The 26,666-nt window shown below is 70.5% G+C and carries 18 protein-coding genes; 17 read left to right on the top strand and 1 reads right to left on the bottom strand.

Translation table 11 applies throughout. The annotated features are described in order from the left end of the window. The first annotated feature begins 63 nt into the window (after positions 1-63). Positions 64-1,344, top strand: a complete 1,281-nt coding sequence (locus VEW47_09735; protein ID HYS05459.1) for an inner membrane CreD family protein — start codon at positions 64-66, stop codon at positions 1,342-1,344. A gap of 1 nt (position 1,345) precedes the next feature. Here VEW47_09735 and VEW47_09740 read toward each other — a convergent pair whose 3' ends face one another. After that, entirely contained in the window at positions 1,346-2,842 is a 1,497-nt protein-coding gene (locus VEW47_09740) for an MFS transporter (protein HYS05460.1), read from the bottom strand. A 153-nt stretch (positions 2,843-2,995) separates the two neighbouring features. Here VEW47_09740 and VEW47_09745 point away from each other — a divergent pair, with 153 nt between their 5' ends. The 16 genes from VEW47_09745 to VEW47_09820 all read left to right on the top strand — a co-directional run bounded on the left by VEW47_09745 (position 2,996) and on the right by VEW47_09820 (position 26,639). Next, positions 2,996-3,898: a TIGR01777 family oxidoreductase gene (locus tag VEW47_09745; GenBank protein ID HYS05461.1), complete on the top strand. Its 903-nt coding sequence runs from the start codon at positions 2,996-2,998 to the stop codon at positions 3,896-3,898. A 23-nt stretch (positions 3,899-3,921) separates the two neighbouring features. After that, positions 3,922-4,749, top strand: a complete 828-nt coding sequence (locus VEW47_09750) for a methyltransferase domain-containing protein (GenBank protein ID HYS05462.1) — start codon at positions 3,922-3,924, stop codon at positions 4,747-4,749. Positions 4,750-4,765: 16 nt separating this feature from the next. Beyond that, positions 4,766-6,034: an MFS transporter gene (locus VEW47_09755; protein ID HYS05463.1), complete on the top strand. Its 1,269-nt coding sequence runs from the start codon at positions 4,766-4,768 to the stop codon at positions 6,032-6,034. 95 nt (positions 6,035-6,129) lie between these two features. After that, positions 6,130-7,383 (top strand): HlyD family efflux transporter periplasmic adaptor subunit, encoded by a 1,254-nt coding sequence (locus VEW47_09760; protein HYS05464.1) that lies wholly within the window; start codon positions 6,130-6,132, stop codon positions 7,381-7,383. A gap of 20 nt (positions 7,384-7,403) precedes the next feature. After that, positions 7,404-8,111, top strand: a complete 708-nt coding sequence (locus tag VEW47_09765; protein ID HYS05465.1) for an ABC transporter ATP-binding protein — start codon at positions 7,404-7,406, stop codon at positions 8,109-8,111. Between the two features lie 19 nt (positions 8,112-8,130). Next, positions 8,131-8,262, top strand: a complete 132-nt coding sequence (locus tag VEW47_09770) for a hypothetical protein (protein HYS05466.1) — start codon at positions 8,131-8,133, stop codon at positions 8,260-8,262. A 4-nt stretch (positions 8,263-8,266) separates the two neighbouring features. Then, complete coding sequence (locus VEW47_09775) at positions 8,267-10,681, top strand: ABC transporter permease (protein ID HYS05467.1); 2,415 nt, start codon at positions 8,267-8,269, stop codon at positions 10,679-10,681. A gap of 8 nt (positions 10,682-10,689) precedes the next feature. Further along, positions 10,690-13,104 (top strand): ABC transporter permease, encoded by a 2,415-nt coding sequence (locus VEW47_09780; protein HYS05468.1) that lies wholly within the window; start codon positions 10,690-10,692, stop codon positions 13,102-13,104. 8 nt (positions 13,105-13,112) lie between these two features. Beyond that, entirely contained in the window at positions 13,113-15,530 is a 2,418-nt protein-coding gene (locus VEW47_09785; protein ID HYS05469.1) for an ABC transporter permease, read from the top strand. 8 nt (positions 15,531-15,538) lie between these two features. Beyond that, entirely contained in the window at positions 15,539-16,201 is a 663-nt protein-coding gene (locus tag VEW47_09790) for an ABC transporter ATP-binding protein (GenBank protein ID HYS05470.1), read from the top strand. 150 nt (positions 16,202-16,351) lie between these two features. Then, positions 16,352-18,817 (top strand): ABC transporter permease, encoded by a 2,466-nt coding sequence (locus tag VEW47_09795; protein ID HYS05471.1) that lies wholly within the window; start codon positions 16,352-16,354, stop codon positions 18,815-18,817. A gap of 77 nt (positions 18,818-18,894) precedes the next feature. Further along, positions 18,895-21,348 (top strand): ABC transporter permease, encoded by a 2,454-nt coding sequence (locus tag VEW47_09800; GenBank protein HYS05472.1) that lies wholly within the window; start codon positions 18,895-18,897, stop codon positions 21,346-21,348. Positions 21,349-21,357: 9 nt separating this feature from the next. Further along, on the top strand, positions 21,358-22,680 hold the full coding sequence (locus VEW47_09805; protein HYS05473.1) for a M28 family peptidase: 1,323 nt from the start codon (positions 21,358-21,360) through the stop codon (positions 22,678-22,680). 52 nt (positions 22,681-22,732) lie between these two features. Next, on the top strand, positions 22,733-24,103 hold the full coding sequence (locus VEW47_09810) for a sigma-54 dependent transcriptional regulator (GenBank protein HYS05474.1): 1,371 nt from the start codon (positions 22,733-22,735) through the stop codon (positions 24,101-24,103). Further along, a complete protein-coding gene (locus VEW47_09815; protein ID HYS05475.1) occupies positions 24,100-25,464 on the top strand; it encodes an ATP-binding protein in 1,365 nt (454 codons plus the stop codon). Before VEW47_09810 ends, VEW47_09815 begins: the two co-directional genes overlap by 4 nt. An 80-nt stretch (positions 25,465-25,544) precedes the next feature. Next, positions 25,545-26,639, top strand: a complete 1,095-nt coding sequence (locus VEW47_09820; GenBank protein ID HYS05476.1) for a DUF4097 family beta strand repeat-containing protein — start codon at positions 25,545-25,547, stop codon at positions 26,637-26,639. Positions 26,640-26,666 lie beyond the last annotated feature (27 nt).

Consider the following 26,666-nt stretch of genomic DNA (forward strand, 5'->3'; position numbering starts at 1 on the left):
ACTGGGGGAGGAAGCATCTTCTTCCTCGTGAAGACATCCACCCTTTCGACAGGAGGTCGGTCCATGACAGTCTCTCGTCTGCTCGCCGTCGCGTTCATCTTCGCCTGCACCGCAGTCGCCTGGTTCATCCTGGGGGCGTCCCTGGTGGTCCGCACCGGGGAATCCGACACCCGGCTCACCCAGGAAGTGAAGCGCCTGTGGGGGGGTGAGCACGACCAGATTGCCCCCGACGCCTGGTACGAGCGATCGCGCGTCGTGATCGAGCAGGTGCAGCAGCCGAACGGTTCGGGAGGAACGTACATGCAGCCGGTCACGAAGACGGTCGTCGATCGCGTCCCGGTGGCGATCACCTCCAGCCGGCTGGATGTTTCGCTCTCCCTGGACCAGAGACAGAAGGGACTCCTGTGGTACGACACGTACGGCGTGACGTTCGCGGGTGACTACAAGCTGGTCAACGGCGACAGCGCGCCTCACACCGTCTTCGTCCATTTCGTGTTCCCCTCGACCGAGGCGCTCTACGACGCCTTCACGTTCCGGTTGAACGGCCGCGACGTGCCGCCGGCCAGCGAGCTGTCGCAGGGGATCACGGCGACGGTGGATCTGGCCGCGGGGGCCGAGACGGCTCTCAGGGTGGCGTACCGCTCGCGGGGCCTGGGGGACTGGGCCTACTCGTTCACCCCGTCGGGGGTGGCGCAGGTGCGCGATTTCGTCATGGAGGTGAAGACCGACTGCGCCGGCATCGATTTCCCGGCCGGGACGATCTCCCCCACCCGCAAGACCGGCGACGGCAAGGGGTTCCGGCTGACCTGGGCGTTCGACAGCCTGATCACCGGACAGCACATCGGCGTGGACCTGCCGAACCGGCTCAACCCCGGGCCGCTGGCCTCGCGCATCACATTCTTCGCCCCGGTGTCGCTGCTGTTCTTCATCACGGTCGTCGTCGTCCTCGGCGTCCTCTCGGGAAGGAGTCTGCACCCGATGAACTATTTCTTCCTGGCGGCCGCCTTCTTCGCCTTCCACCTCCTGCTCGCCTACCTCGTGGACCACGTGAACATCCACGCCGCGTTCCTGATCGCCTCCGCCACCAGCATCGCGCTCGTGGTCAGCTACCTGAGGCTCGTCGGCGGCGCGCGTTTCGCCTTCCTGCAGGCGGGCGTGGCGCAGCTGGTGTTCCTGGTGCTCTTCTCCTACGCCTTTTTCTTCGAGGGATACACCGGCCTCACCGTCACGGTCGGGTCGGTCCTCACCCTCTTCGTCCTGATGCAGGCGACCGCACGGGTGGACTGGTCGGACCTGTTCGCCAGGAAGGCGCCCGCGCTCCCACCGATCGCGGCCCGGGACTGACTCAGGGCTGGCGGGGTGTCCGCGCGGCGTCCGTCTGCGAGGAGTGCATCACGCGGTTCGCCGGCGAGGGACTGCCTCCCCGGAAGGGGGACATCCAGCGCGACGTTCGACGGGGCTTCGCCGGAACGGCGGCGCCGGGACGCCGGTCGCGCCGGGGGGCGACGAGGAGGATCCCCTCCCGCAGGCGAAGCGTCAACCCGCGTGTGGGCCTGACCGTCCAGACTCGCAGCGGCAGCATCAGGTGCGAGAAGGAGGGGCGCCCGATTCCGCGCACGCGCCCGAGGAGCCCCAGCGCCGGCACGAGGCGCAGGACGGTCGAGAGCCCCATGGCGGCGAGGTAGCCGGCTCCGCCGCGCGCATTGACCAGATTCACCACCGCACCTCCGAGAAGCGAGCCGACGATCAGCACTCCCCCGTCCACCGTGTTGAACCAGGCGACCTGGCGCTCCCGGCCGCGGGTCGTCGCGAGGATCGACGAGGCCTGCGCCAGCTCGAAGGCGCCCCAGGTCAGGCCCGAGTAGACCTGCGCCGCCAGGATCCACCACGGGCTCGCCGACAGGAGCCACAGCGCCGGCACCGGCGCGACCAGCCAGCCGGTCGCACGCAGGACCGGGCCCGGACCGGTGCGGTCGGCGAGACGGCCCCAGAGGCGGAGGGTGCACACCTTCACGATCGCGGGCGTGGCGATCAGGACACCGATCAGGAGATACGAGAAGCGCAGCTCCTTCAGCATGTAGGGGACGAAGAACGGGCTGCTCACGTACGTCGCCAGATGCAGGCTCCAGAGATAGATCGACAGCCGTCTGAATTTGTGCGAGGAGCGCGGCGGCCGCAGTCCGATGGATCGGTGCGTCTCCGGCGGACGACACGGTCCGTCGGGGAGGCGGGGCAGGAGGATCGCTCCCGCCGCGCGCGCCAGCGCGGCGTACGCGAATATGACGACGAAGCCGAGAGCCTCATGACCGCTCCCGGCCAGGACCGACAGCAGGATTCCGCCGCTCAGGATCGCCGCGAGGGCGCCGGACGCCTGCGCCGCGCCGCGGAGGCCGAAGAACCACCCGTGCCGGGCGGTCGGCACGGCGCCCGACACCAGCGAGGTCCACACCGGGATCGCCACACCGCCGCACCCCCAGGCCAGGAATCCCAGAGCGATGAGCGAACCGACCGACCAGGGAAACGGCGCGAGCACGCACAGTCCGAGCGCCGCATACCCCGCGGCCTGCGCCGACCAGGCGCGCCGCAGCAGTCGGCGCGTTTCGCCCGATCCTTCCCTGACCCGGCGTGCCAGGATCTGGGCGGCCGAAGTCGCTGCGGTCGGAAGCGTCGCCACCAGGCCGAGGGCCAGCCCGCCCGCGCCAAGATACAGGGCGTACGCGCCGAGGTAGGCCTCGCCCAGGCCCTGGGCCAGCGCCTGGAACGCACCTTCGAAGGCGAGCCGGCGCGCCCCGTGGGCCCCGATCTCCGAGCGGACGCTTTCCACGGCTCGAACGGTGTCCACGATCTCCTCGATGAATCTCAATCTAGGGTCGTGGCCGGGCCGCGGCAACCGCCCCCGGCGCGCCCGGGGCGCAGGTCGGCTAGAATCTTCGCGGTGCTCAGAGCGCTCGCGCCGGTCGGCCCCTGCGAATCTGAGTCCCAGGAGGGCAGGCGCGTGAAAATCCTGGTCAGCGGTTCCACGGGGCTCGTCGGCTCGGCGCTCGTCCCCTCCCTGTCCACCGCCGGACACGAGGTGGCGCGTCTGGTGCGCGCGCCCGGCGCCGGATCCGCGATCTCCTGGGACCCGGCGCGCGGGGTCCTCGACCGCGCGTCCCTGGAGGGGTTCGACGCCATCGTCCACCTGTCCGGCGAGAGCATCGCCAGCGGCCGCTGGAGTGCTGTGAAGAAGACCCGCATCCACGACAGTCGTGTGACGAGCACCGCTCTTCTCGCCGGCGCGATCGCGGGCCTGTCGAGGCCACCCGGAGTTTTTCTGTGCGCCTCGGCTATCGGTTTCTACGGCGATCGCGGCGACGCGATCCTCACGGAGGACAGCCCCTCCGGGAAGGACTTCCTGTCGCGCGTCTGCCGGGCCTGGGAAGCGGCCTCCGAGCCGGCCGCGCAGAAGGGCGTGCGCGTGGTGCGGCACCGGTTCGGGATGATCCTGAGTCCCGCCGGGGGCGGGCTCGCGAAAATGCTGCCGCCGTTCAGGCTCGGCGCCGGCGGCCGCCTCGGCAGCGGCCGGCAGTTCATCTCCTGGATCGCCATCGACGACGTCCTGGGGGCCCTCGAACACGCCCTCAGCGCGGGAGCGCTCGCAGGCCCCGTCAACACGGTGAGCCCGCGGCCGGTGACCAACGAGGAGTTCACGAAGACCCTCGGCCGCGTCCTGCGCCGGCCGACGATCGCGGCGATGCCCGCGTTCGTGGCGCGTCTCGTGTTCGGGGAGATGGCCGACGCCCTGCTCCTTGCGAGCCAGCGCGTCGAGCCGAGGCGCCTCTTGGCGTCCGGCTACCGCTTCCGCTATCCTGACCTCGAGCCGGCCCTGCGTCACCTGCTCGATCGTCGCGCCGGATAGTGGATCGGCCCGGGAGCGGACGCATGGAGCCGGAGTACCGGGACTTCAGCCTCCTCGAGCACGCCGGCTGGGAACAGGCGGCGGGTGAATACGAGGCTCGCTGGACCGACCTCACCTCGCACTTCATCGAGCCCCTGCTGCGCGCGGTCGACCTCACCGCCGGCGCGCGGCTCCTGGACGTCGCCTGCGGTCCGGGCTACGTGGCGGCGGCGGTGCTGAGGGCGGGCGCGGTCCCAGTCGGTCTTGACTTCTCGGCAAGCATGGTCCGCCGCGCCCGCGAGCGGAATCCCGGGATCGAGTTCCTGGAGGGGGACGCCGAGCGGCTCCCGTTCGAGACGGCGCGCTTCGATCGGGTGGTGACGAACTTCGGCGTGCCGCACCTGGCGAGGCCCGGGGTCGCCTTCCGCGAGGCCCGTCGCGTCCTGCGCGCAGGCGGCCGGTTCGGGTTCACCGTCTGGGCGGCCCCGGCAGACAACCCGCTGTCGAGATATGTCTGTGATGCGATCGAGGCGCACGCGGACCTCGCCATCGATCTGCCGGAGGGGCCTCCCCGCTTCCCGCTCAGCGAGGAGCCGGCCTGCCGCCAGGTCCTCGAGGAGGCGGGGTTCGCGCCCGCGTCCATGACCTTCGAGACGGTGCGGGCGACGTGGCGTGTCCCGAGCGCGGAGTTCCTCTTCGAAGCGGAGCTCAAGGGAGGCGTTCGGACCGCCGCCGTCCTGGCGCGGCAGTCTGCGGGCCGCCTGGTCGCCATCCGCGCAGCCATCGCGGACGCGGTGCGGGCGCACGCCGTCCCCGGAGGGTTCGCCATCCCGGCGACGGCCCACGTCGTGGCGGCGGCCGCCCCCTCCTGAACGACCGCCGCACCGGATGAGGCATCCCTGGCAAGGACTCGGAAGCCTGCCGCGCGGCGTCTGGATCCTCTCCCTGACCACCCTCATCAACAGGCTGGGGACGATGGCGCTCCCCTTTCTCGTGCTCTATCTGACCAGGAGCCGCGGGTTCACGGCGGGGCGGGCCGGCCTTGTGATGGCGGTCTACGGTCTCACGGCGGTCATCGCGGGGCCGACGGCCGGCAGGCTGAGCGATCGGATCGGGGCGGTGCGCGTCCTGCAGGCGTCGCTCCTTTTCTCCGGTCTCGTCGTCCTGGTCTATCCGCTGGCCCGGAGTCCCGCCGCCATCTTCGCGCTGACGATCGCCTGGGCCTTCACCAACGAGGCCTTCCGCCCGGCGAACCTGTCGATGGTCTCCGACCTGGCCGGGCCGGATCAGAGGCGGACGGCCTTCGCCCTCGTCCGTCTCGCGATCAACCTGGGGATGAGCGTCGGGCCGGCGGCGGGCGGCTTCCTGGCGATGGTGTCGTTCCCCGCGATCTTCATCGTGAACGGCGCCGCTTCGATCCTGGCCTGTGTCGTGCTCACCCTCCTGGCCGGGTGGCTGCGGAGGCCGGGCGCGCCTGAGCGCCCCGTCCCGGACACCCGGACCGATGCCGGGACGGGGCCCTGGAGCGATTTCACCGATCGGCGTCTTCTTTATTTCCTGGCGGCGCTTCTGCCGGTCCTCATGGTGTTCTTCCAGCACGAGGCCGCGATGTCACTGTATTTCGTGCGCGACCTCGGACAGCTCGAATCGTCCTTCGGTCTCCTGTTCACGATCAACACGGTGCTGATCATTTTTCTCGAAGTGCCTCTCAATTTGAGGATGGCCGCCTGGCCCTACCCGAGAACGCTGGCGCTCGGTGCGTTCCTGGTCGGCGCCGGCTTCGGGGGGATGGCGCTCGCGAGCGGCTTCTGGAGTGTCGCGACCACCGTCGTGATCTGGACCTTCGGAGAGATGGTCCTCCTGCCCGCGAGCGCCGGCTACGCGGCGGAGATCGCCCCCGCCGACCGGCGCGGAGCCTACATGGGTCTCTACACGATGTCGTTCAGCGCCGCGTTCGCCCTGGGCCCCTGGCTGGGGACCGCGACGCTCGATCGGTCCGGCCCGGCCGTCCTCTGGGGTGCCGCCTTCCTGCTCGGCTGCCTGTCGGCGCTGATGATGGGACGGGTCCGGTCGGCATCTCGGATCCGGAAAGTCGACGTCCCACAAGCGGACACCGGCGGCGGACCGGCGGCTCCGAGTCGGATACCATCCTCCTGAGAATCCATCACTTAGGCTCCGAGGGCAGGTTGGTACGGTTCTCGCTCTAGAAACGGGCAGCTCGGGATGGAAATCCGTCTTCAGGGAGTGGATCCATGGACGTACCGCGTCAGATCAACAAGCGCAGCCGCACCGTCACCCGCACCCTGTACGGCATCGGCGGAGTGACCGTGCTGGCCGCCATCACGGTCGGCCTGTCGCACCTGAAGCCGGCCGCCCCGTCGGTGTCGCGCGCCACGGTGTGGGTCGACACGGTGAAGCGCGGCCCGATGCTGCGGCAGGTGCGCGGCCTGGGGACGCTGGTGCCCGAGGAGATCCGCTGGATCCCGGCCACGACCGAGGGGCGCGTCGAGCGGATCCTCATCAAGCCCGGGACCGCGGTGAAGGCGGACTCGATCATTCTGGAGATGAGCAACCCCGAGCTGGAGAACTCCGCCAGCGACGCGGAGTGGCAGCTCAAGGCGGCGGAGGCCGACTTCACCAACACCAAGGTCAAGCTGGAGAGCCAGCTCCTCGATCAGAAGGGGGCGTTCGCGTCGACGGAGGCGACCGCCAAGCAGGCGAGTCTCCAGGCGCAGGCGGACACCGAGCTGGCGCAGCACGGCCTCATCTCCGATCTCACCTTGAAGCTGTCGCAGTCGAGGGCGGAGGAGTCGGCGATCCGTCTCGAGTTCGACCGGAAGCGGCTGGAGATCGCCGCCGAGTCGACCGAGGCCGAGCTCCGGGCGCAGCAGGCGCGTCTCGAGCAGCTGCGGGCCCAGGCGGAGCTGCGGCACAACCAGGTCCGGCAGCTCAAGGTGCGCGCCGGGATCGAGGGGGTGCTGCAGCAGCTCCCCGTCGAAGTCGGACAGAGGCTGGCGCCCGGGGCGACGCTCGCCAAGGTGACGGTTCCGGGACGCCTGAAGGCCGAGCTGAAGATCGCCGAGACCCAGGCGAAGGACATCCAGATCGGCCAGCGCGCCTCGATCGACACGCGCAACGGCGTCGTCGAGGGGAAGGTGTCGCGCGTCGACCCGGCGGTGCTGAACGGCACGGTCACGGTGGACGTGGCGATGGTCGGAGCGCTGCCCAAGGGGGCGCGCCCGGACTTGAGCGTCGAGGGGACGGTCGAGCTCGAGCGGCTCGACGACGTCCTGTACGTCGGCCGCCCCGCCTTCGGGCAGGAGCAGAGCGTCGTCGGCCTGTTCCGTCTCGCGGACCAGGGGGCGAACGCCGTCCGGGTGCAGGTGAAGCTGGGACGCTCCTCCGTGAACACCGTGGAGATCCTCGACGGCCTGCAGGCCGGCGACCAGGTGATCTTGTCCGATACTTCGGCGTGGGACGCCTTCGATCGACTTCGTCTGAACTGACGCATGACCCAGGAGACCGCATGAGCGCAAACGGCCGCCCGATGATCCAGCTCGAGGGAGTGACCAAGGTTTTCTACACCGACGAGGTGGAGACGCACGCCCTGGCGAGCATCCATCTCGAGATCAAGAAGGGGGAGTACGTCTCGATCGCCGGCCCCTCCGGCTGCGGCAAGTCGACCCTCCTGTCGCTGCTCGGGCTGCTCGACTCCCCGAGCGAGGGGAAGTACTGGCTGGACGGCAAGCAGGTCGCCGACCTGTCGCTCTCGGATCGGGCCCGCATCCGCAATCTGCAGATCGGGTTCATCTTCCAGTCGTTCAACCTGATCGGCGACCTGTCGGTGTTCGAGAACGTCGAGCTGCCGCTCACTTACCGCGGCATGAAGGCGCAGGAGAGGCGCCAGAGGGTGAACGAGTCGCTGGAGCGGGTCGGCATGGCGCATCGCGCGCGACACCTGCCGAGCCAGCTCTCGGGCGGCCAGCAGCAGCGTGTCGCCGTGGCCCGCGCCGTCGCCGGAAATCCGCTGATCCTCCTGGCCGACGAGCCGACCGGCAACCTCGATTCGAAGAGCGGCGAGGCCGTGATGGAGCTCCTGCGCGAGCTGCACAGAGGCGGCGCCACCCTCTGCATGGTGACGCACGATCCGCGCTACGCCCGGCACGCCGAGCGCGGCATCCACCTGTTCGACGGCCGCATCGTCGAGGAGAGCGCGGCCGTCGCCGCGTCCTGATCCGCGCCTTCGGAGCGTCATGACCATCGTCGAGCTCGCCCCGGCCCTGACCGCATTCCGCCCGGTCCTCGTCCCGCTGCTGAACGGGGGGAGCGGCATGGCCGGGGCGCGACCCCGCGACGGCCTGGACGCGCCGCCGCCGCTTCGCTAGTCACATGGACACGCTCCTGCAGGACCTGCGGTACGCGTTCCGGACCCTGGGAAAAAATCCCGGCTTCGCCGCGGTGGCGGTGCTGGCGCTGGCGCTCGGAATAGGCGCCAACACCGCCATCTTCAGCGTCGTGAACGCGGTGCTCCTGCGGCCGCTTCCCTTCCCCGACCCCGACCGTCTGACGATGGTGTACTCCTTCAACCCCGCGAAGGGATTCCCGAGGTTTCCGGTCTCGGTACCCGACTTCATCGACTGGCGCGGCCAGAGCCGCCTCTTCGAAGGGATGGCGGCGGTCGATGGCGCGCCGTACAACCTCAGCGAGGGAGCCGAGCCCGAGCGCCTGAACGGATCGCGCGTCTCGGCCTCGTTTCTCGGCGTGTTCGGGATCAAGCCGGCGCTCGGCCGCGACCTCCTTCCTGACGACGAACGCGAAGGGGCCGGGCCGGTCGTCCTGATCGGACACGGGCTGTGGACCCGGCGCTTCGGCGTGGACCCCGCCATCGTCGGCCGGACGATCGCGCTGAACGGCAGGCGTCACACGGTCATCGGCGTCCTGCCGAGGGAGTACTCGTTCCCGAATCACTCCGAGCTCTGGACGCCGATCACGTTCGAACACGACGAGCTGACGGCTCGCGGCGCGCACTATCTGAACGTGTTCGCCCGTCTCCGGCCGGGCGTGACGATTCAGGCGGCCCAGACCGAGATGGGGACGATCGCGGCGCGCCTGCGGCAGCAGTATCCGGACACGAACACGGGGTGGGAGGCGCGCGTCTCGCCGCTTTCCGAGATGATCGTGGGGAAGATCAGGCCCGCTCTTCTGGTCCTCCTCGGCGCCGTCTGCTTCGTCCTCCTGATCGCCTGCGCGAATGTCGCCAACCTCCTCCTGGCGCGGGCGGCGGAGCGCCAGAAGGAGGTCGCCATCCGTCTCGCGCTCGGCGCCAGCCGGACGCGTCTCGTGCGCCAGCTCCTGACCGAGAGCGCCCTTCTGGGTCTCGTCGGCGGACTGTGCGGGCTCGTCCTCGCGCTCTGGGGCACCGATCTCCTGGTCGCGGCGGGCGGGGACAATCTGCCGCGTTTCCGCGAAATCAGCGTCGACGGCAGAGTCCTGCTCTTCACGATCGGCCTCTCCCTCGTGACCGGATTGTTCTTCGGAGTGGTCCCGGCCCTGCAGGCGTCGCGGCCGGACATCAACGACACCCTCAAGGAAGGCGGGCGCGGCGGCACCTCGGGGCCCGGACGTCACCGACTGCGCGGCGCCCTGGCGATCGGGGAGATCGCCCTGGCTCTCGTCCTCCTCGTCGGCGCGGGGCTGATGTTCAGGAGCTTCCGGGAGCTGCTCTCGGTCGATCCCGGGTTCCGGCCGGACCACCTGCTCACGCTCGATGTCGCGCTGCCCGAGACGAAATACGTGGACGGCGCGCGCCAGACCGCATTCCTCAACGAGACTCTCGAGAGACTGGGGGCGCTCCCCGGCGTGGTCTCGGCGGCCGCGGCCACGACCGTGCCGCTCTCCGGCGGGATCATCTCCTACTCGTTCAGCATCGACGGGCGGCCGGAGGAGCCGCCGTCCCGGAGGTCCTCGGTGCGCTACGACGCGGTCAGCGCCGGGTTCTTCCGCACCATGGACATCCGGATCCTGCAGGGAAGGAGCCTGCTGGACTCCGACGCGGCCGGCTCTCCACGGGTTGTCGTCATCAGCGCCAACCTGGCGAAGAAGTATTTCTCCGGAGAGACCCCGATCGGCCGGCGGATCCGCATCGACAACGACGCCGCGCGGGCGCCGCGGGAGATCGTCGGCGTGGTCGCCGACGTGAAGCACTCTTCGCTCGACGTGGAGGCCGCTCCGCATGTCTACGAGCCGTTGCCGCAGGCCCCTTCGACCTGGCTCACCTTCGTCCTGCGCGCCACGGTCGAGCCGATGGGCCTGGCGACCGCCGCGCGCGCGGCGGTCCTCGCGATCGATCGCGAGCAGCCGGTCTCGGAGATGAAGACCGGCGAGGCGCTGGTCTCCGACTCGGTCGCCCAGCCGCGTCTCGCCATGCTCCTCCTCGGGGTGTTCGCCGCCGTCGCGCTGCTCCTTGCCGCGGTGGGGACGTACGGTGTGATCGCCTACTCGGTGAGCCAGAGGACGCACGAGTTCGGCGTGCGCATGGCGCTCGGCGCCGGTCGGCGCGAGGTGCTCGGGCTCGTCGTCCGGCAGGGTCTCCTGCTCGCGTCCCTGGGCGTCGGGCTCGGTCTCGCGGCGGCCGCCGGCGCGACGCGCCTCCTTTCCGGGCTCCTCTACGGCGTCAGTCCGACGGACCCCGTCACGTACGCCTCCGTGGCGGCTCTCCTCACCGCCGTGTCGCTGGTCGCGTGCCTCGTGCCCGCCCGCCGCGCCACGCGGGTGGATCCCGTGATAGCACTTCGCTACGAGTAGGAGGTCTCATGGACACTCTCTTCCAGGACCTGCGCTATGCGCTGCGGATGCTGGCGAAGAGTCCCGGCTTCACGGCGGTGGCGGCGATCACGCTGGCGCTCGGCATCGGCGTCAACACCGCGATCTTCAGCGTCGTGAACGGCACGCTGTTGCGTCCCCTTCCCTATCCCGCGCCGGACCGCCTGATGTTCGTCACCATCGATCGCGGGGAGCATGGCCGCCGGTTCACGCTGTCGAGCTCCGACTTCCAGACGCTGAAGGAAAAGATGCGGAGCTTCGAGTCGCTGGCCGCGGTGCGGCCGGACCGCGTCAACTTCAAGGCGGGAGGGGAGCCGGAGCGGATCACCGCGATGTGGGCGAGCGCCGATTTCTTCGCCGCCCTCGGCGTCGCGCCGCGGATCGGGCGCGGCTTCTCGGCGGGCGAGGACCGGCCGGGGAGACCGCCGGTCGCGGTGGTGAGCCACGCGCTCTGGCAGCGCGCCCTGTCGGGCGACCCGGCCGCCGTCGGCCGCACCGTCACCCTGGACGGCCGCGCGTTCACGGTCGTCGGCGTGATGCCCCCGGGCTTCACGTTCCTCCGTTCGAGCGACGTATGGCCGATCCTGCAGCTCGATCCGCCGCTGAAGAGGCCGCCGTTCTTCCTGAGGCTCGTGGGGAGGCTCCGGCCGGGAGTCGGATCGGCGCAGCTGGGCGCCGAGCTCGGAGCCCTGCACGACGTCGTCCGCCGCGAGTATCCGGACGCGACGGAGCCGCGCTGGGCATTCGCGGCCGAGCCGCTCAAGGAGTACATCGTCGGCGACGTCCGGCCGGCGCTCCTCGTCCTCCTGGTCGCGGTCGGCTTCGTGCTCCTGATCGCGACGGCGAACGTGTCGAACCTCCTCCTGTCGCGGGCGGCGACGCGTCAGAAAGAAATGGCCCTGCGCACGGCGCTCGGGGCGTCGCGCCGGCGGCTGGTCCGCCAGCTCCTGACCGAGAGCCTGATGCTCGCGGTTGTCGGCGGCGGCCTCGGCCTCGTGGCCGGTCTCTGGGGGATCGACCTGCTGCGCGCGATCGCGCCGGAGAACTTCCCGCGCGCGACAGACATCGGGATCGATCGCGCGGCGCTCGCCTTCACGTCGATCGTAGCGCTCGCGAGCGGCATTCTGTTCGGCCTCGCCCCGGCCCTGCAGCTCTCGAAGGCACCTCTCAACGAGACGCTCAAGCAGGGGGGACGCGGCGTGACCGAGTCGCGCGGGCGGCAGCGGATGCGCGGTCTTCTGGTCGCGGCGCAGACGACGCTGGCGCTGATGCTCCTGGTGGGCGCGGGTCTCATGGTCAGGAGCTTCCAGCGCCTGCAGGAGGTCGATCCGGGCTTCATTCCGGACCATCTGATGACGGCCCAGATCGCCCTGCCGCAGAGTCGCGCCGTCGATCCGGCGCGGCGGACCGCGTTTTACAAGGAGCTCGTCGAGCGCGTCCGCGTCCTGCCGGGGGTCGAGGAGGCGAGCTTCAGCGATTCCGTCCCCCCGACCGGCCTGGGCATCCTGGAAGTCCTCGGCGTCGAGGGGCAGGAGGTCCCGGCCGGCGAGAACCATCCCCTGATCGAGGAGATCCTGGTCGGGACGGACTACTTCCGCACCCTGGGGATCCCGCTGCTGTCGGGCCGCCCGCCGGCCGCCTCGGACGGCGCCGACGCGCCGCCGGTGGCGCTGGTCAACGACACCCTGGCGCGGCGCTACTTCCCGGGCCGGGAGGCCGTCGGCAAGCGGATCCGCGCCGGCGGCTTCGGCCCCGACGATCCCTGGATCACGATCATCGGCGTCGTCGGAGACGTGAAGAACAACGGTCTCGACGCCGGTCGCGCGCCCGCGATCTACGTCCCCTACGAGCAGCTGCCGATGGAGGGCGAGACGCACCTCCTGGTGCGCAGCCTCCTCGGGACAGAGGGGCTGGTCGAGGCGGTGCGCCGCCAGGTCCGGGAGATCGACCCGGGGCTGCCGCTCGGTCCCGTCCGGACAGGCGGCCAGCTCCTGGCCGCGGCCACCGGGCGTCCCCGCTTCAACACGCTGCTCATCCTTCTCTTCGCCCTCGTGGCGATGCTCCTCGCCGCGGTCGGGATCTACGGTGTTGTGTCCTACTCCGCCTCGCAGCGCACGCACGAGATCGGCGTGCGCCTGGCGCTGGGGGCGCGCCCGCGCGACGTCATCGCGCTCGTCCTCGGCCAGGGGATGCGGCCGGTCCTCGCGGGAGTGGGGGCCGGGCTCCTGGGGGCCTTCCTCCTGACGCGGACCATGCGCAGTCTCCTGTTCGGCGTGAGCGCGACCGATCCCCTCACCTTCGCTCTCATCGCCCTCTTCCTGGCGTCCGTCGCGCTCGCCGCCTGCTATCTCCCGGCCCGGCGCGCGACGCGCGTCGATCCGATGATCGCCCTGCGGGCGGAATAAGGGACACGATGGAGACGCTCCTCCAGGACCTGCGCTTCTCTCTCCGGATGCTCGTCAAGAACCCCGGCTTCACGGCGGTCGCGGCGATCACGCTGGCGCTCGGCATCGGGGCCAACACGGCCATCTTCTCGGTCGTGAACGCGGTCCTGCTGCGGCCGCTCCCGTACCGCGATCCGTCCCGGCTGGTCCTGATGAACGAGTCGAGCAAGCAGCTCCCCGACATGTCGGTCTCCTATCCCAACTATCTCGACTGGCGCGACCGCAGCCGCTCGTTCGAGCGCATCGCCGCGGTGCAGCCGGCGCAGTACACGCTGAGCGGGGTCGAGAGGCCCGAGCGCCTGGGCGGCTGGAACGTCACGGCCGATTTCTTCCCGACGCTCGGCGTCACACCGGCGGTCGGCCGCGGCCTGACGCCCCAGGACGACCGGCCGGGCGCCCAGCCGGTCGCGCTCCTGACGTACGGGCTCTGGCAGCGCCGGTTCGGCGGCGATCCGTCGGTGGTCGGGCGCGCGCTGACCCTGAGCGGCCGCAGTGTGGCGGTCATCGGCGTCCTGCCGGCGTCGTTCCGCTTCTACTACGGCGACGCCGACCTGTTCCTGCCGCTCGGGCTCGACGCCGACAGCCTGCAGGAGCGCAACGAGCATCCCGGCATCTACGTCGTCGCGCGCCTGCGCCCGGAGGCGACCGCGCAGACCGCGTTCGCGGACATGGACGCCATCGCCCGCGGCCTGGAGAAGGAGCACCCCGAGACCAACAGCGGCAACCGCGTCGCGGTCAAGCTGCTGCAGGACGACGTCGTGTCGATCCTGCGGCCCGTGCTGGTCGTCCTCGCCGGCGCCGTCGGCTTCGTCCTGCTCATCGCCTGCGCCAACGTGGCCAACCTGCTCCTGGCGCGCGCCTCGACGCGCGAGAAGGAGATCGCCATCCGCCGGGCGCTGGGGGCGAGCCGACGGCGCGTGCTTCTTCAGGTGATGACCGAGAGCGCTCTCCTGTCGCTTTTCGGCGGCGGGCTGGGTCTCCTGCTCGCGGCCTGGCTGAGCGACGTCCTGCTGTCGCTCGTCCCCGCGGGCCTGCCGCGCCTGGACGAAGTGCGCCTGGACGGCACGGTGCTCGGCTTCACGCTGGCGCTGTCGCTTCTCACGGGACTCGTGTTCGGCATCGCCCCCGCCTGGCAGGCCAGCCGCTCGGACGTGCTGGAGCCGCTCAAGGAGACGGCGCGCGGCTCGAGCTCGGGGCGCGGGCAGCAGCGCTTCCGCAGCGTCCTCGTGGTCAGCGAGGTGGCGCTGGCCCTCGTCCTGCTCGCCGGCGCAGGGCTGATGGCCCGGTCGTTCGAGAGGCTCCAGGAGGTCCGGCCCGGCTTCCGACCCGGAAACGTCCTGAGCGCCCAGCTCGTCCTCCCCGAGCTCAAGTACAAGACCAAGGCGGAGATCAACTCGTTCGCCGACCGGCTGGTGGCGCGCGTCGAGGCCCTGCCGGGCGTCGAGGCGGCGGGGACGGTGAACCCGCTGCCGCTGACGCAGGAGGGCTGGCAGACCGACTACCAGATCGAAGGACGCCCGGTCCCCGCGCGCGGGGAGGCCCCCAACTCCGACTACCACGTCGTGAGCGGCGCCTATTTCAAGGCGATGGGGATCCCGCTGGTCCGCGGCCGGCTGTTCGACGACTCGGATCGCGAGGACACGACGCCGGTCGTCCTGGTGAACGAGACCCTGGCGCGCCGCTGGTGGCCTGCGGGGGACGCGGTCGGCAAGCGCATGCGCACCGGATCGGTCGATCAGCCGGGGCCGTGGATGACCGTGGCCGGAGTGGTCGGCGACGTCAGGCAGTACGGTCTCGACCAGGAGCAGAAGACGCAGTTCTACCGCACCGAGCGCCAGGTGGCGCTCCACCCCATGTCGCTGGTGCTGCGCGCCCAGGGGGACCCCGAGGCGCTGGCCTCGGCGCTGCGCGGCGCCGTCCAGTCGATCGACCCGGACCAGCCGATCTACAACGTCCGGTCGATGGACTCGCTCCTCGCGACCACGCTGGCGCCGCGCCGCCTGTCGCTCCTGCTCCTGGCGACGTTCGCGGTGACGGCGCTCGTGCTCGCGGGGGTCGGCATCTACGGTGTCCTGGCGTACTCGGTCACGCAGCGCACGCACGAGATCGGCATCCGCATGGCGCTTGGCGCCCGCCGCGCCGACGTTCTGGTCATGGTCCTGCGGCAGGGGCTCCGGCTGGTGCTGGCCGGGGCGGCGCTCGGGGTCGCCGCGGCCTTCGGCCTGACGCGCCTGATGTCGAGCCTCCTGTTCGGCGTCAGCCCGACCGACCCGGCGACGCTCGGGGCGGTCTGCCTGGTCCTGGTCGGAGTGGCGCTCCTCGCGTGCCTGGTGCCGGCGCGGCGCGCCTCGGGCGTCGACCCGATGATCGCCCTGAGGTGCGAGTGATGGCGCCCATCGTCCGCCTGCGCAACATCGAGAAGTCGTACGCCCACGGCCCGGGACGGACCTTCGTGCTGCGACGGATCAGCCTCGACATCGACAACGGGGACTTCGTGTCGATCATGGGGCCGTCGGGGGCCGGCAAGTCGACGCTGCTGCACATCCTCGGCATGCACGACTCCGCCTTCGCGGGGGAATACGACTTCATGGACGAGCCGGTGCACGCCCTGCCGCCGAAGCGGCGCGCCGAGCTCGCCAAGCAGTCCATCGGCTTCGTGTTCCAGTCGTATCACCTCCTGGACGACATGACGGTCTACGAAAACCTCGAAGTGCCGCTCACCTACAGGAACGTCAAGCGCGGCGAGCGCCAGGGCATGGTGGCCGACGTCCTGGACCGTTTCCAGATCGTCGGAAAGAAGGACCTGTATCCGAACCAGCTCTCCGGCGGGCAGCAGCAGCTCGTGGCGGTGGCCCGGGCCGTGATCGCCAACCCGAAATTGATCCTGGCCGACGAGCCGACAGGCAACCTGCACTCGTCCCAGGGGAAGGAGATCATGGAGCTGTTCAAGCGGCTGAACGACAAGGGGACGACGATCGTGCAGGTGACGCACTCCGACGTGAACGCGTCGTACGGACGGCGGATCGTCAAGCTGTCCGACGGCTGGATCGTGGACTGAGGGAGCACGGGCGATGGACGCGATCCGCCGACCCGACCCGCTGACATATCTCGTGACGGCGCTCGCCCTGCCAGCGATCGCCGTTCGCGCGAGCTTCGTCCCGGCGCGCCGGGCGACTCGCGTCGCTCTGAGGTGCGATGAGGAGGCTCTATGGAAACCCTGATGCAGGATGTGCGCTACGGCTTGCGGATGCTGCTCCGGAATCCCGGCTTCACCGTGGTGGCGGTCCTGTCGCTGGCCCTCGGAATCGGGGCCAACACGACGATCTTCACGCTGGTGAACACGGTGCTGCTCAATCCGATCCCGGTGCGCGACCCGCAGACCCTCGTGTCGATGTTCACGACGGACGAGAAGAACAAGAACAACGTGTTCAACTTCTTCGGGGTGTCGAACCCGAACTACAAGGACTATCGCGACCAGAACCGCTCGTTCGTCGAGATGGCCGCCTACGGTGGCGTGCCGATCAACCTGTCCGGCGGCGGCGAGCCGGAGCAGATCAACGGCAACATCGTGAGCGGCAATTTCTTCTCGCTCCTCGGCGTGCAGCCGGCCCTCGGCCGGTCCTTCCTGCCCGAGGAGGACAAGGTGGACGGCGCCCACCCGGTGACCCTCCTGAGCGACAAGCTGTGGAAGCGGCGCTTCGCCTCCGACGCGTCGATCGTCGGCAAGCCGATCACGCTGAACGGCCAGGCCTACACCGTCGTCGGGGTCGCCCCGCCGGGGTTCCAGGGTGTGAACACGCTCGGCGGACCCGACCTCTGGGTGCCGGTGGCGATGCACGGGCAGATCCTGAGCGGGATCTTCGCGGAGAACTACGAGGAGCGCCGGGCGCTCATCTTCAACGTCATCGCCCGCCTGAAGCCCGGTGTGACGATGAGCCAGGCGGAGGGGGAGCTCCGGACGATCGCCACGCGTCTCGAGAAGGAATACCCGACCCCGAACGGCGGCCGGAGCGTCACGCTCCTGCCGCTGTCGCAGACCACCGTCAACCCGAACATCAGGCGCGTGTTCGTAGTCGCGGGCGGGCTCCTGATGACGATCGTCGGCATCGTCCTCCTGATCGCCTGCGCCAACGTGGCCAACCTTCTCCTGGCGCGCGCCACCGCCCGCCGCAAGGAGATCGCCATCCGGCTGTCGATGGGGGCCGGGCGAATCCGCCTCGTGCGGCAATTGATGACCGAGAGCGTCGTCCTCGCCCTCCTGGGCGGGGCGGCCGGGCTGCTGGTCGCCTTCTGGGCGCGCGACCTGCTCCTGGCCTCGCGCCCGCCGCAGTTCTTCATCGGACAGATCGATCTCAATCTCGACGCACGCGTCCTCCTGTTCACGCTCCTCGTGTCGCTCCTCACCGGGATCGTGTTCGGCGTGGTCCCCGCCCTGCAGGCCTCGCGCCCCGATCTGGTGGTGGAGCTGAAGGAACGGACCGGCCAGCCCGGGCACTCGGGACGGCGGGTGAACCTGCGCAACATCCTGGTCGTGGCCCAGGTGGCGCTGTCGTTCGTCTCCCTCATCGGCGCCGGGCTGTTCCTGCGCAGCCTGCAGAACACCGAGCGCATCAACCCCGGCTTCGAAGCGCAGGACCTCGTCACCCTCACGACCGACGTCGGCGCCCAGGGGTACGACCGGGTCCGCGGCGAGGAGTATCAAAGACGTCTGCTGGAGAAGGTGCGCGGACTCCCCGGGGTGCGCGCGGCCGCTCTGTCCGCGAACCTGCCGATGGGAGGAGGCTTCGGACGGACCGTGTTCCCCGAAGGGCAGGAGGCATCGGCGGGGGCGGTGGGGCAGTTCACGACCGCCAACGAGATGAGCCTCGGGTACCTCGACACCCTGGGAATCAAGCTCCGCCGCGGCCGGGACATCGCGGAGACGGACAAGCAGGGCGCGCCCCTCGTCGTGGTGATCAACGAGGCGATGGCGAAGCAGTTCTGGAAGGGAGAGGACGCGCTCGGCAAGCGGTTCAAGTTCTTCGGCGACGCGGAATCCCGCCAGGTCGTCGGGATCGTCGAGGACACGAAGATCTTCACGCTGGGCGAGGACCCGCAACCGCAGGCTTACATCCCGGTCCTGCAGCAGTACAACCCGGCGATGACCCTGAACGTGCGCACCCGGACCGACGGCAAGGCCCTCCTGCCCACGATTCGGCAGGCGGTGCAGGCCCTCGAGCCGACGATGCCCCTGACCAATGTGCAGACCGCCGACGACCTGATCCAGCAGGTCCTCTGGGCCCCGCGCATGGGGGCGGCGCTGCTCGGCATCTTCGGCCTGATCGCCCTGACCCTGGCGGCGATCGGGATCTACGGCGTCATGTCGTACTCGGTGAACCAGCGGACCGTGGAGTTCGGCCTGCGCATGGCGCTGGGGGCGCGCCCGGCCGACGTGCTCGGCCTGGTGCTGCGGCAGGGAATGCTGTTCGTGGCGATCGGCCTCCTGATCGGGCTGGTGGCGGCGCTCCTCGGGATGCAGATGGTGGCGGCCCTGCTGGTCGGCATGAGCGCCACCGATCCCCTGACGTTCGCCCTGATCTCCCTGCTGCTCGCCGTGGTCGCCGGGCTGGCGGGTTACGTCCCCGCGCGCCGCGCGACCCGCGTGGACCCGATGGTGGCCCTGCGCTACGAGTGAGGTGATGCGATGAATTGCACCAAGACCGTGATTCTGGTCCTGCTGGCGCTTCTCCTGCTCGTCCTTCTGGGGCCCGAATGATCGACACGCTCGTCCAGGACCTGAAGTTCGGCCTGCGCTCGCTCGTGAAGAACCCCGGGTTCACGGCCGTGGCCGTGCTCGCCCTCGCCCTGGGGATCGGCGCCAACAGCGCCATCTTCAGCGTCGTGAACGCCATCCTCCTGCGGCCGCTGCCGTACCCGCAACCGGACCGGCTGATGTCGGTGTGGCAGAACAACTCCGTGCGCGGCTGGCACAAGGATGTGATCACCCCGGCCGACTTCGTCGATTTCCGCAGGGAGGCGCGCTCGTTCGAGAGCATGGCGACCTTCTTCGGGCGCGGGTTCAACCTGCAATCCGGTGTGACGGCGGAGCGCGTGCGCGGCGCCGACGTCTCGCTCGACTTCTTCCGCGTGCTGCGGATGATCCCGGCGACGGGACGCGGCTTCACCACGCAGGACGAGACCGGCGGGAGCGGCCGCATCGCGGTCATCGGCCACGCCCTCTGGGAGCGCCGCTTCGGCGCCGATCCGCGGGCGGTCGGCCGGTCGATCACGCTCAACAGCGAGAGCGTCACCATCGTCGGGATCGCCCCCCCGGGGTTCCGCTACCCTGACCAGGCGGAGATCTGGACACTGGCGAAGAACGTGGTGCCGTTGAACCCGTTCGTCCCCGTCGCCACGGACATCAAGGAGGTGCGCGGCATGCACTATCTCTACTGCATCGCGCGCCTCGCCGAAGGGAGCGGTCGGGAGCAGGCGCAGGCGGAGCTCGACACGATCGCGGCCCGTCTCGAGAAGCAGTATCCCGCGAGCAACGCCAACACGGGGGTCGAGATCATTCCGCTGCACGAGTCGATCGTGGGGGACGTGCGGCCGGCCCTCCTCGTCTTCCTCGGCGCCGTCGGCCTCGTCCTTCTGATCGCCTGCGCCAACGTGGCGAACATGTCGCTGGCGCGGGCGGCGGCGCGCCGCCGGGAGGTGGCGGTGCGCACGGCGCTGGGGGCGACCCGCCTGCGCCTGGTGCGGCAGTGCCTGACCGAGAGCCTCCTGCTGTCGTCCCTCGGCGGCGTCGCCGGGCTGCTCCTGGCGATGTGGGGGACCGACCTCCTCGTGGCGCTGGGCCCCGAGACACTCCCCGGCGGGCGCGCCATCTCCGTGGACACGCGCGTGCTCGGGTTCACACTCCTCCTGTCCGTCCTGACCGGCGTCCTGTTCGGCCTGGTCCCGGCCCTGCAGGCATCCGCCACCGACCCGCAAGAATTGCTGCGCGAGGGGGGACGCGGCTCGACCGCGGGCCCGCGCGCCCGCGTCCTGCGCCGCGCCCTGGTGGTCTCCGAGATGGCGATCGCCCTCGTCCTCCTCGCCGGAGCCGGCCTCCTGGTCAGGAGCTTCCTGCGCCTGCAGCACATCGACCCGGGGCTGTCGGTCGACCGCGTGCTGACGCTGCGGCTCAGCCTCCCAGACGCCCGTTACGCGGAGAACCCGCAACAGATCCACTATTACGACGAGCTCCTGCGGCGCGCGGCGGGCCTGCCGGGAGTCGGCGCGGCCGCGGTGACGAGCAACCTGCCGCTGGGCGGCTCCGACTCCGTCCTCAATTTCTCGATCGAGGGACGGCCGGACGCGAAGCGCGGCGAGGAGCCCGAGTCCGGATTCCACCAGGTCAGCCCCGACTACTTCCGCGCGCTGGGGATTCCCCTGCTGCGCGGGCGGTCGTTCGACGCGCGCGATCTCCAGAAGGCGCCGGGCGTCGTGGTGATCAGCGAGACGATGGCCCGGCGCTACTGGCCCGGGGAGGACCCCATGGGACGCCGGCTCTCGTTCGGGACCAACGACAAGGGGGAGCTCTACTGGATGACCGTCGTCGGCATCGCCGCCGACGTCCTGCAGAAGGGGCTGCACACCGCGCCGCGCGCCGAGGCGTACGTGTCGTACATGCAGTGGCCGTCGCGCTACTCGACCCTGATCGTGCGCAGCGGTCTCGACCCGGCCGGCCTCGAGGCGGCCGTGGGGCGCGAGGCGCTGGCGGTCGATCCGGACATTCCCCTGTACGAGGTGAAGACCATGCGCGAGGTCCTCGACGGGTCGCTCGCCTCGCGACGCTTCGACATGGCGCTTCTTGCCCTGTTCGCGGCGCTGGCGGTCCTGCTGGCGGCCGTCGGTTTGTACGGGACGATGGCGTATATGGTGACGCAGCGCACGCACGAGATCGGTATCCGCATGGCGCTCGGCGCGCGCAGGGGGGACGTCCTCCGCCTGGTCGTGGGTCAGGGGATGGCCCTGACCCTCGCGGGCGTAACGCTCGGCGTTCTCGGCGCGCTCGCTCTGACGCGCGTTCTGTCGACGCTGCTCGTGGGGGTCGCGGTGACGGACCCCTGGACCTTCGGCGCCGTGGCGGCGCTCCTGTCGGCCGTCGCATTCGTCGCCTGCTACCTCCCCGCCCGCAGGGCGGCGCGCGTCGACCCGCTCATCGCCCTGCGTTGCGAGTAGGTCGGCGCCATGGGCCACGCACGCGTCGTCGCCGCGGCCGCCGTTCTCCTGGCCGCGTGCGTCCGGCAAGGGTCGGGCGTGCCGCTCCCGGCCGGGCGGTCGCCGATCTCCGCGGGCGACGTGCGGCGCCACGTCCAGGAGCTGGCGGGCGACGCCTACGAAGGGAGGGGCGCCGGTTATGCCGGTGAAGACCGGGCCGCCGCTTACATCGAGGCCCGGTTCCGGACGATCGGACTGCGCCCCGCGGGGGACCCGTCGTCCTCGGGCCGCTCCTACCGGCAGGAGTTCCAGTTCCACCCGCACGCCCCCGAGCTGCCGGGACAGGTCCTGGCCTCGCGGAACGTCGTCGGCTTCCTGGAGGGGGACGACCGGACCCTGCGCCAGGAGATCGTCGTGCTCGGCGCGCACCACGACGGGCAGGGACTCGCAGGCCAGGCGGACGCCGATCGCTATCCCGCCGCGGACGGCTCGACTGACGATACGATCTGGAACAGCGCGGACGACAACGCGTCGAGCGTCGCCGTCCTGATCGAGGTGGCCCGCTCGATCCTGCGGGACAGGGTCCCCCACCACCGGTCGATCGTGTTCGTGACCTTCGGAGCGGAGGAGCACGCCCTCAACGGCTCGGTGCATTACGTGACGGATCCCCCCTACCCTCTCGAGCGGCACGTCGCCATGGTGAACCTCGAGAAGCTGGGCCGTGTCCCGGCCCAGGAGATCGTGGCGGCCGCCACCGGCAGCTGCGCCTGCTGGGACGACATCCTGGCGAAGGCCAACGCCGGGACCGGCCGGAAGGTCCGCCCGGCCATCGCCGAAATCGTCTCCGACACCGACCACTACCCCTTCGACGCCGAGCGCATTCCCGCCATCGTCCTGGGAGCCGTCCACGAGGAGGACACGCACCGGCCTACCGACTCGTCGGACAAGATTGGCTACGAGGCGCTGGCCGCCCGCGCGGACTACGTGCGGGCCGTCACGCTCGAGCTCCTGAACCGGCGCGACACGCCGCGCTTCACGGCGCCGCCCGGCCCGGATCTGGGGCTGATCCCGGTCGTGGCGTCCGACTCCGAGATCCGGATCCTCGGTCTTCCGGAGGGTTCGGGGGCGCTCAAGGTCTCGAGCGTGATCCCGGGTCTGCCGGCCTCCCGGGCGGGCCTGTCGCCCGGGGACTTCATCGTGAAGCTGGAGGGCCGGACCCTGGAGACCGCCGCCGACAAGGACGCGGTGCAGAAGGCGGCGGACGGCTCGTCCGGACCGATCGAGGTGTCGGTGCTGAGACAGGGACGGCTGGAGGTCGTCTCGATCCGGCCCGGGCGCCCCGATCGCGGTTGAATTCCAAAGGGCGCGCGTGGACTACAATAGCGGCGCCGCTTCGGCGCTCACGATGAAGATCAAAGACTCCACCACCGCCCGGATCCTGGTCGCCGACGACCAGCAGGACGTGCGGGAGGCCCTGCGCCTCCTGCTCAAGGGGGAAGGGTTCGCCATCGACGCGGCCGCCTCCCCCGGAGCCGTGCTGGAAGCGGCGAAGACGCAGGAGTACGACGCCCTCCTGATCGATCTCAATTACTCGCGCGACACGACGTCCGGGCGCGAGGGGCTCGACCTCCTGGCGCGCCTTCTGGCGCTCGATTCGACGCTTCCGGTCATCGTCATGACCGCCTGGGGGAGCGTCGACGTGGCGGTCGAGGCGATGCGCCGCGGCGCGCGCGACTTCGTGCAGAAGCCGTGGGACAACCCGCGCCTCGTGGCGATCCTGCGCACGCAGGTCGAGCTCGGCCGGGCGCTGCGGCGCGGGCAGAGGCTGGAGGCCGAGAATCTGGTGCTGCGCGGCGAGGGTGGCCCGCGCCTCATCGCCGAGTCGGCCGCCATGCGGCCAGTGCTCGAGCTGATCCAGCGCGTCGGACCGTCGGACGCCAACGTCCTCATCACCGGCGAGAACGGCTCGGGGAAGGGGGTCACGGCGCAGGCGCTGCACGCCGTGTCGCGCCGATCGACCTCCCCGCTCGTGACCGTGAACGCCGGCGGCTTCTCCGAGGGGGTGTTCGAGAGCGAGCTGTTCGGGCACGTGAAGGGGGCGTTCACCGACGCGCGGGCCGACCGGGTCGGACGGTTCGAGCTGGCGGACGGGGGCACCCTGCTCCTGGACGAGATCGCGAATCTCCCGCCGGGCCTCCAGGGGAAGCTCCTGCGCGTCCTGGAGACGGGGGAGTTCGAGAGGGTCGGCTCGTCCCGCACGCGCAAGGTGGACGTGCGCGTCGTCTCCGCCACCAACGCCGACATCGCCGCCGAGGTCGCCGCCGGCCGTTTCCGCCAGGACCTCCTGTTCCGGCTCAATACGATCGAGATCCACCTCCCTCCCCTGCGCGATCGCCGCGAGGACATCCCGGTCCTGGCGCGCCACTTCCTGACGCAGCACGCGGCGCGCTATCGCAAGACGCTCGACGGGTTCGACGACCCCGCCATGCGGGCGCTCCTGGAGCACCGCTGGCCCGGGAACGTGCGCGAGCTCGATCACGCCGTGGAGCGCTCCGTCCTGATGGGTTCGGGGCCGCTCGTCAGCACATCGGACCTGTCCCTGCGGGTCGCGGCCGACGGCCATCCGAGCCTCGAGGAGATGAGCCTCGAGGAGGTCGAATCGTTCCTCATCCGCAAGACGCTGGCGCGCCACAACGGCAACGTCAGCCAGGCCGCGGAGGCCCTGGGCCTCAGCCGCAGCGCCCTGTACCGCCGCCTGCAGCGGTACAGGCTGTGACGGACGGGGCCGGCCGGGCTCGACGCCGGCCGCGCGATCGGACGATCTCCCACGAGCGACGCATCATCCTCCTGGCCCTTCTCGCCGGGGGCGCCGCCGTCGTCGTGTCGATGGTCATCCTGTGGACGGGCGACTACAGCGCCAAGGTGCAGTGGACGCTGTCCGCCTTCATCCTCGGCACCTGGCTCGGGTTCGCCTTCGCCGCGCGCGAGCGCGTCGTGCGGCCGCTGCAGATCGTCTCGAACCTCCTGGCGGCCCTGCGCGAGGGAGATTTTTCGATCCGGGCGCGCGGGGCGCGGCTGGACGACGCCCTGGGCGAGGTGCTGGTGGAGGTGAACGCGCTGGCCGAGACCCTGCGCCAGCAGCGCCTCGGGGCGCTCGAGGCGACGGCGCTCCTGCGCAAGGTCATGGAGGAGATCGACGTCGCGGTGTTCGCCTTCGACGGCGACGACCGGCTGCGCCTCGTGAACCGGGCCGGTGAGCGCCTGCTGGCGCGCCCGGTCGAGCGCCTGCCGGGGGCCGACGCCGCCGAGCTGGGGCTGGCCGGCTGCCTGCGGGCGGACGCGGCGCCGATCCTCGACCTCGCCTTCCCCGGACGGACCGGGCGGTTCGAGGTGCGTCGCGGCACCTTCCGTCAGGGCGGCCTGTCGCACCAGCTCCTGGTCCTGAGCGACGTCAGCCGCGCGCTGCGCGAGGAGGAGCGCCAGGCCTGGCAGCGCCTCATCCGCGTCATGGGACACGAGCTGAACAACTCCCTCGCCCCGATCAAGTCGCTCGCCGGCAGCCTGGAGCAGCTGGTCGATCGCGAGCCGCGCCCCCCCGACTGGGAGGATGACATGCGACGCGGCCTCGAGGTCATCGCCGCTCGCTCCGAATCGCTCAGCCGCTTCATGGACGGCTACGCCCGGCTCGCCCGCCTGCCGCCGCCGCGCTTCGCCAGCGTCGCCGTGGGACCGCTGGTGCGCCGGGTCGCCGGGCTCGAGACGAGGCTGGCCGTCCTCCTCGACCCGGGTCCCGAGACGACCGTGCGGGCCGACGCCGACCAGCTCGAGCAGCTCCTGATCAACCTGGTGCGGAACGGCGTCGACGCGGCCCTCGAGACCGGCGGCGGCGTGCGCTGCGGCTGGCACCGGGTGAACGGCTCCCCCGCCGCTCTTGAAGTGTTCGTCGAGGACGACGGCCCGGGTCTCCCGAACACCACGAACCTGTTCGTTCCATTCTTCACCACCAAGCAGCAGGGGTCCGGCATCGGCCTGGTCCTGAGCCGCCAGATCGCCGAGGCCCACGGCGGCAGCCTGACCTTGCAGAACCGCGACCGCGAGCCGGGGTGCCGGGCGCGGCTGCGGCTGCCGCTCCAGTGAACCGCAGGCTGGAACCTGCGCGGGCCGGTTCGCGTTTCATGCGTAGTTCTGAACCGGAAGTCTGTCCAGGGGGGATCCCGATGCGATCGAAAACCGCAGTGCTCTTCCTCAGCGTCCTGGCGCTCCTGGCCCTGACATCGGTCGCCTCGGCCGAGACCACGCGCACCGTCCGCGCCGAGCTGTCGGCCGACGCGCTCGGCCACTTCGCGGTCGAAAACCTGGCCGGCACGATGCGCGTCGTCCCGGCGAGCGGCAGGACGGTCGCCGCCGTGGCCACCGTCCACGCCGAGACCGACGCCCTGGCCAACGCCGTCAGATTCGAGCAGGTCGCCGGCAGGATGGGCGTGCCGACCCTGCGCGTGCGCTACCCGCTCGACGAAGAATCCTCCCTGCGCTATCCGGGTCACCGGAAGGAGGCGGGAATCCTCGATTCGATGTTCGGCGGGAGCAGCAGCAACACCGAGTACGACGGTCACAAGGTGAAAGTCAGCGAGCGGAGCGGTGTCCTGCTCTACGCCGACGTCGAGGTGCAGGTGCCACGCCATCTCGACAACGCCGTCTTCCGCAACCTGGTCGGCTTCCTCGAGGGAAAGGGATTGGAGGGGAGGATCCTGTTCGACAGCGGGAGCGGCGACATCACGATCGCGTCGGTCAAGGGGGAGATCAGGACCGACACCGGCTCGGGCGACGTCACGGCGACCGACGCGTCCGGAGCGTTCTCCTGCGACACCGGAAGCGGCGACTGCGACCTGACCGGCTTCAGCGGCGACACCGTCCATTGCGACGTCGGCTCGGGACACGTGACGGTCCGCAAGGTGACGGCGCTTCACATGGACGTCGACACCGGCTCGGGGGACGTGCGCGTCACCGAAGGGGACATCCAGGAATTCCTCGCCGACACCGGCTCCGGCAGCGTCCGTCTCGAGAACCACGGCACCCGCCTGACGCGCGTCAAGGCCGACACAGGCTCGGGGGACGTCGTCCTCCGTCTCGCCCCCAGCGCCTCCTTCGAGGCGCTCGCCGACCAGGGGAGCGGCGACCTGCTGGTACGGTACAACGACGCACAGCCGATCGTCCGCCACAAGGAGGTCATCGGCTACCGCCGCGGCGACGCCCGCACCAAAATCGACGTCGACACCGGCAGCGGCGACCTGACGATCGAGCCGGGGGCGTAGGGCAACCACCAGCCGGCAGTTTGCCTG

Source organism: Candidatus Dormiibacterota bacterium (genome assembly GCA_035635555.1).
Lineage (GTDB): Bacteria > Acidobacteriota > Polarisedimenticolia > Gp22-AA2 > Gp22-AA2 > Gp22-AA3.

Coding starts and splice junctions, on each gene's coding strand:
- VEW47_09750 (HYS05462.1), top strand. CDS start 3,922: ATGGAGCCGGAGTACCGGGACTTCAGCCTCCTCGAGCACGCCGGCTGG.
- VEW47_09800 (HYS05472.1), top strand. CDS start 18,895: ATGATCGACACGCTCGTCCAGGACCTGAAGTTCGGCCTGCGCTCGCTC.
- VEW47_09780 (HYS05468.1), top strand. CDS start 10,690: ATGGACACTCTCTTCCAGGACCTGCGCTATGCGCTGCGGATGCTGGCG.
- VEW47_09805 (HYS05473.1), top strand. CDS start 21,358: ATGGGCCACGCACGCGTCGTCGCCGCGGCCGCCGTTCTCCTGGCCGCG.
- VEW47_09755 (HYS05463.1), top strand. CDS start 4,766: ATGAGGCATCCCTGGCAAGGACTCGGAAGCCTGCCGCGCGGCGTCTGG.
- VEW47_09770 (HYS05466.1), top strand. CDS start 8,131: ATGACCATCGTCGAGCTCGCCCCGGCCCTGACCGCATTCCGCCCGGTC.
- VEW47_09820 (HYS05476.1), top strand. CDS start 25,545: ATGCGATCGAAAACCGCAGTGCTCTTCCTCAGCGTCCTGGCGCTCCTG.
- VEW47_09735 (HYS05459.1), top strand. CDS start 64: ATGACAGTCTCTCGTCTGCTCGCCGTCGCGTTCATCTTCGCCTGCACC.
- VEW47_09795 (HYS05471.1), top strand. CDS start 16,352: ATGGAAACCCTGATGCAGGATGTGCGCTACGGCTTGCGGATGCTGCTC.
- VEW47_09765 (HYS05465.1), top strand. CDS start 7,404: ATGAGCGCAAACGGCCGCCCGATGATCCAGCTCGAGGGAGTGACCAAG.
- VEW47_09810 (HYS05474.1), top strand. CDS start 22,733: ATGAAGATCAAAGACTCCACCACCGCCCGGATCCTGGTCGCCGACGAC.
- VEW47_09785 (HYS05469.1), top strand. CDS start 13,113: ATGGAGACGCTCCTCCAGGACCTGCGCTTCTCTCTCCGGATGCTCGTC.
- VEW47_09760 (HYS05464.1), top strand. CDS start 6,130: ATGGACGTACCGCGTCAGATCAACAAGCGCAGCCGCACCGTCACCCGC.
- VEW47_09775 (HYS05467.1), top strand. CDS start 8,267: ATGGACACGCTCCTGCAGGACCTGCGGTACGCGTTCCGGACCCTGGGA.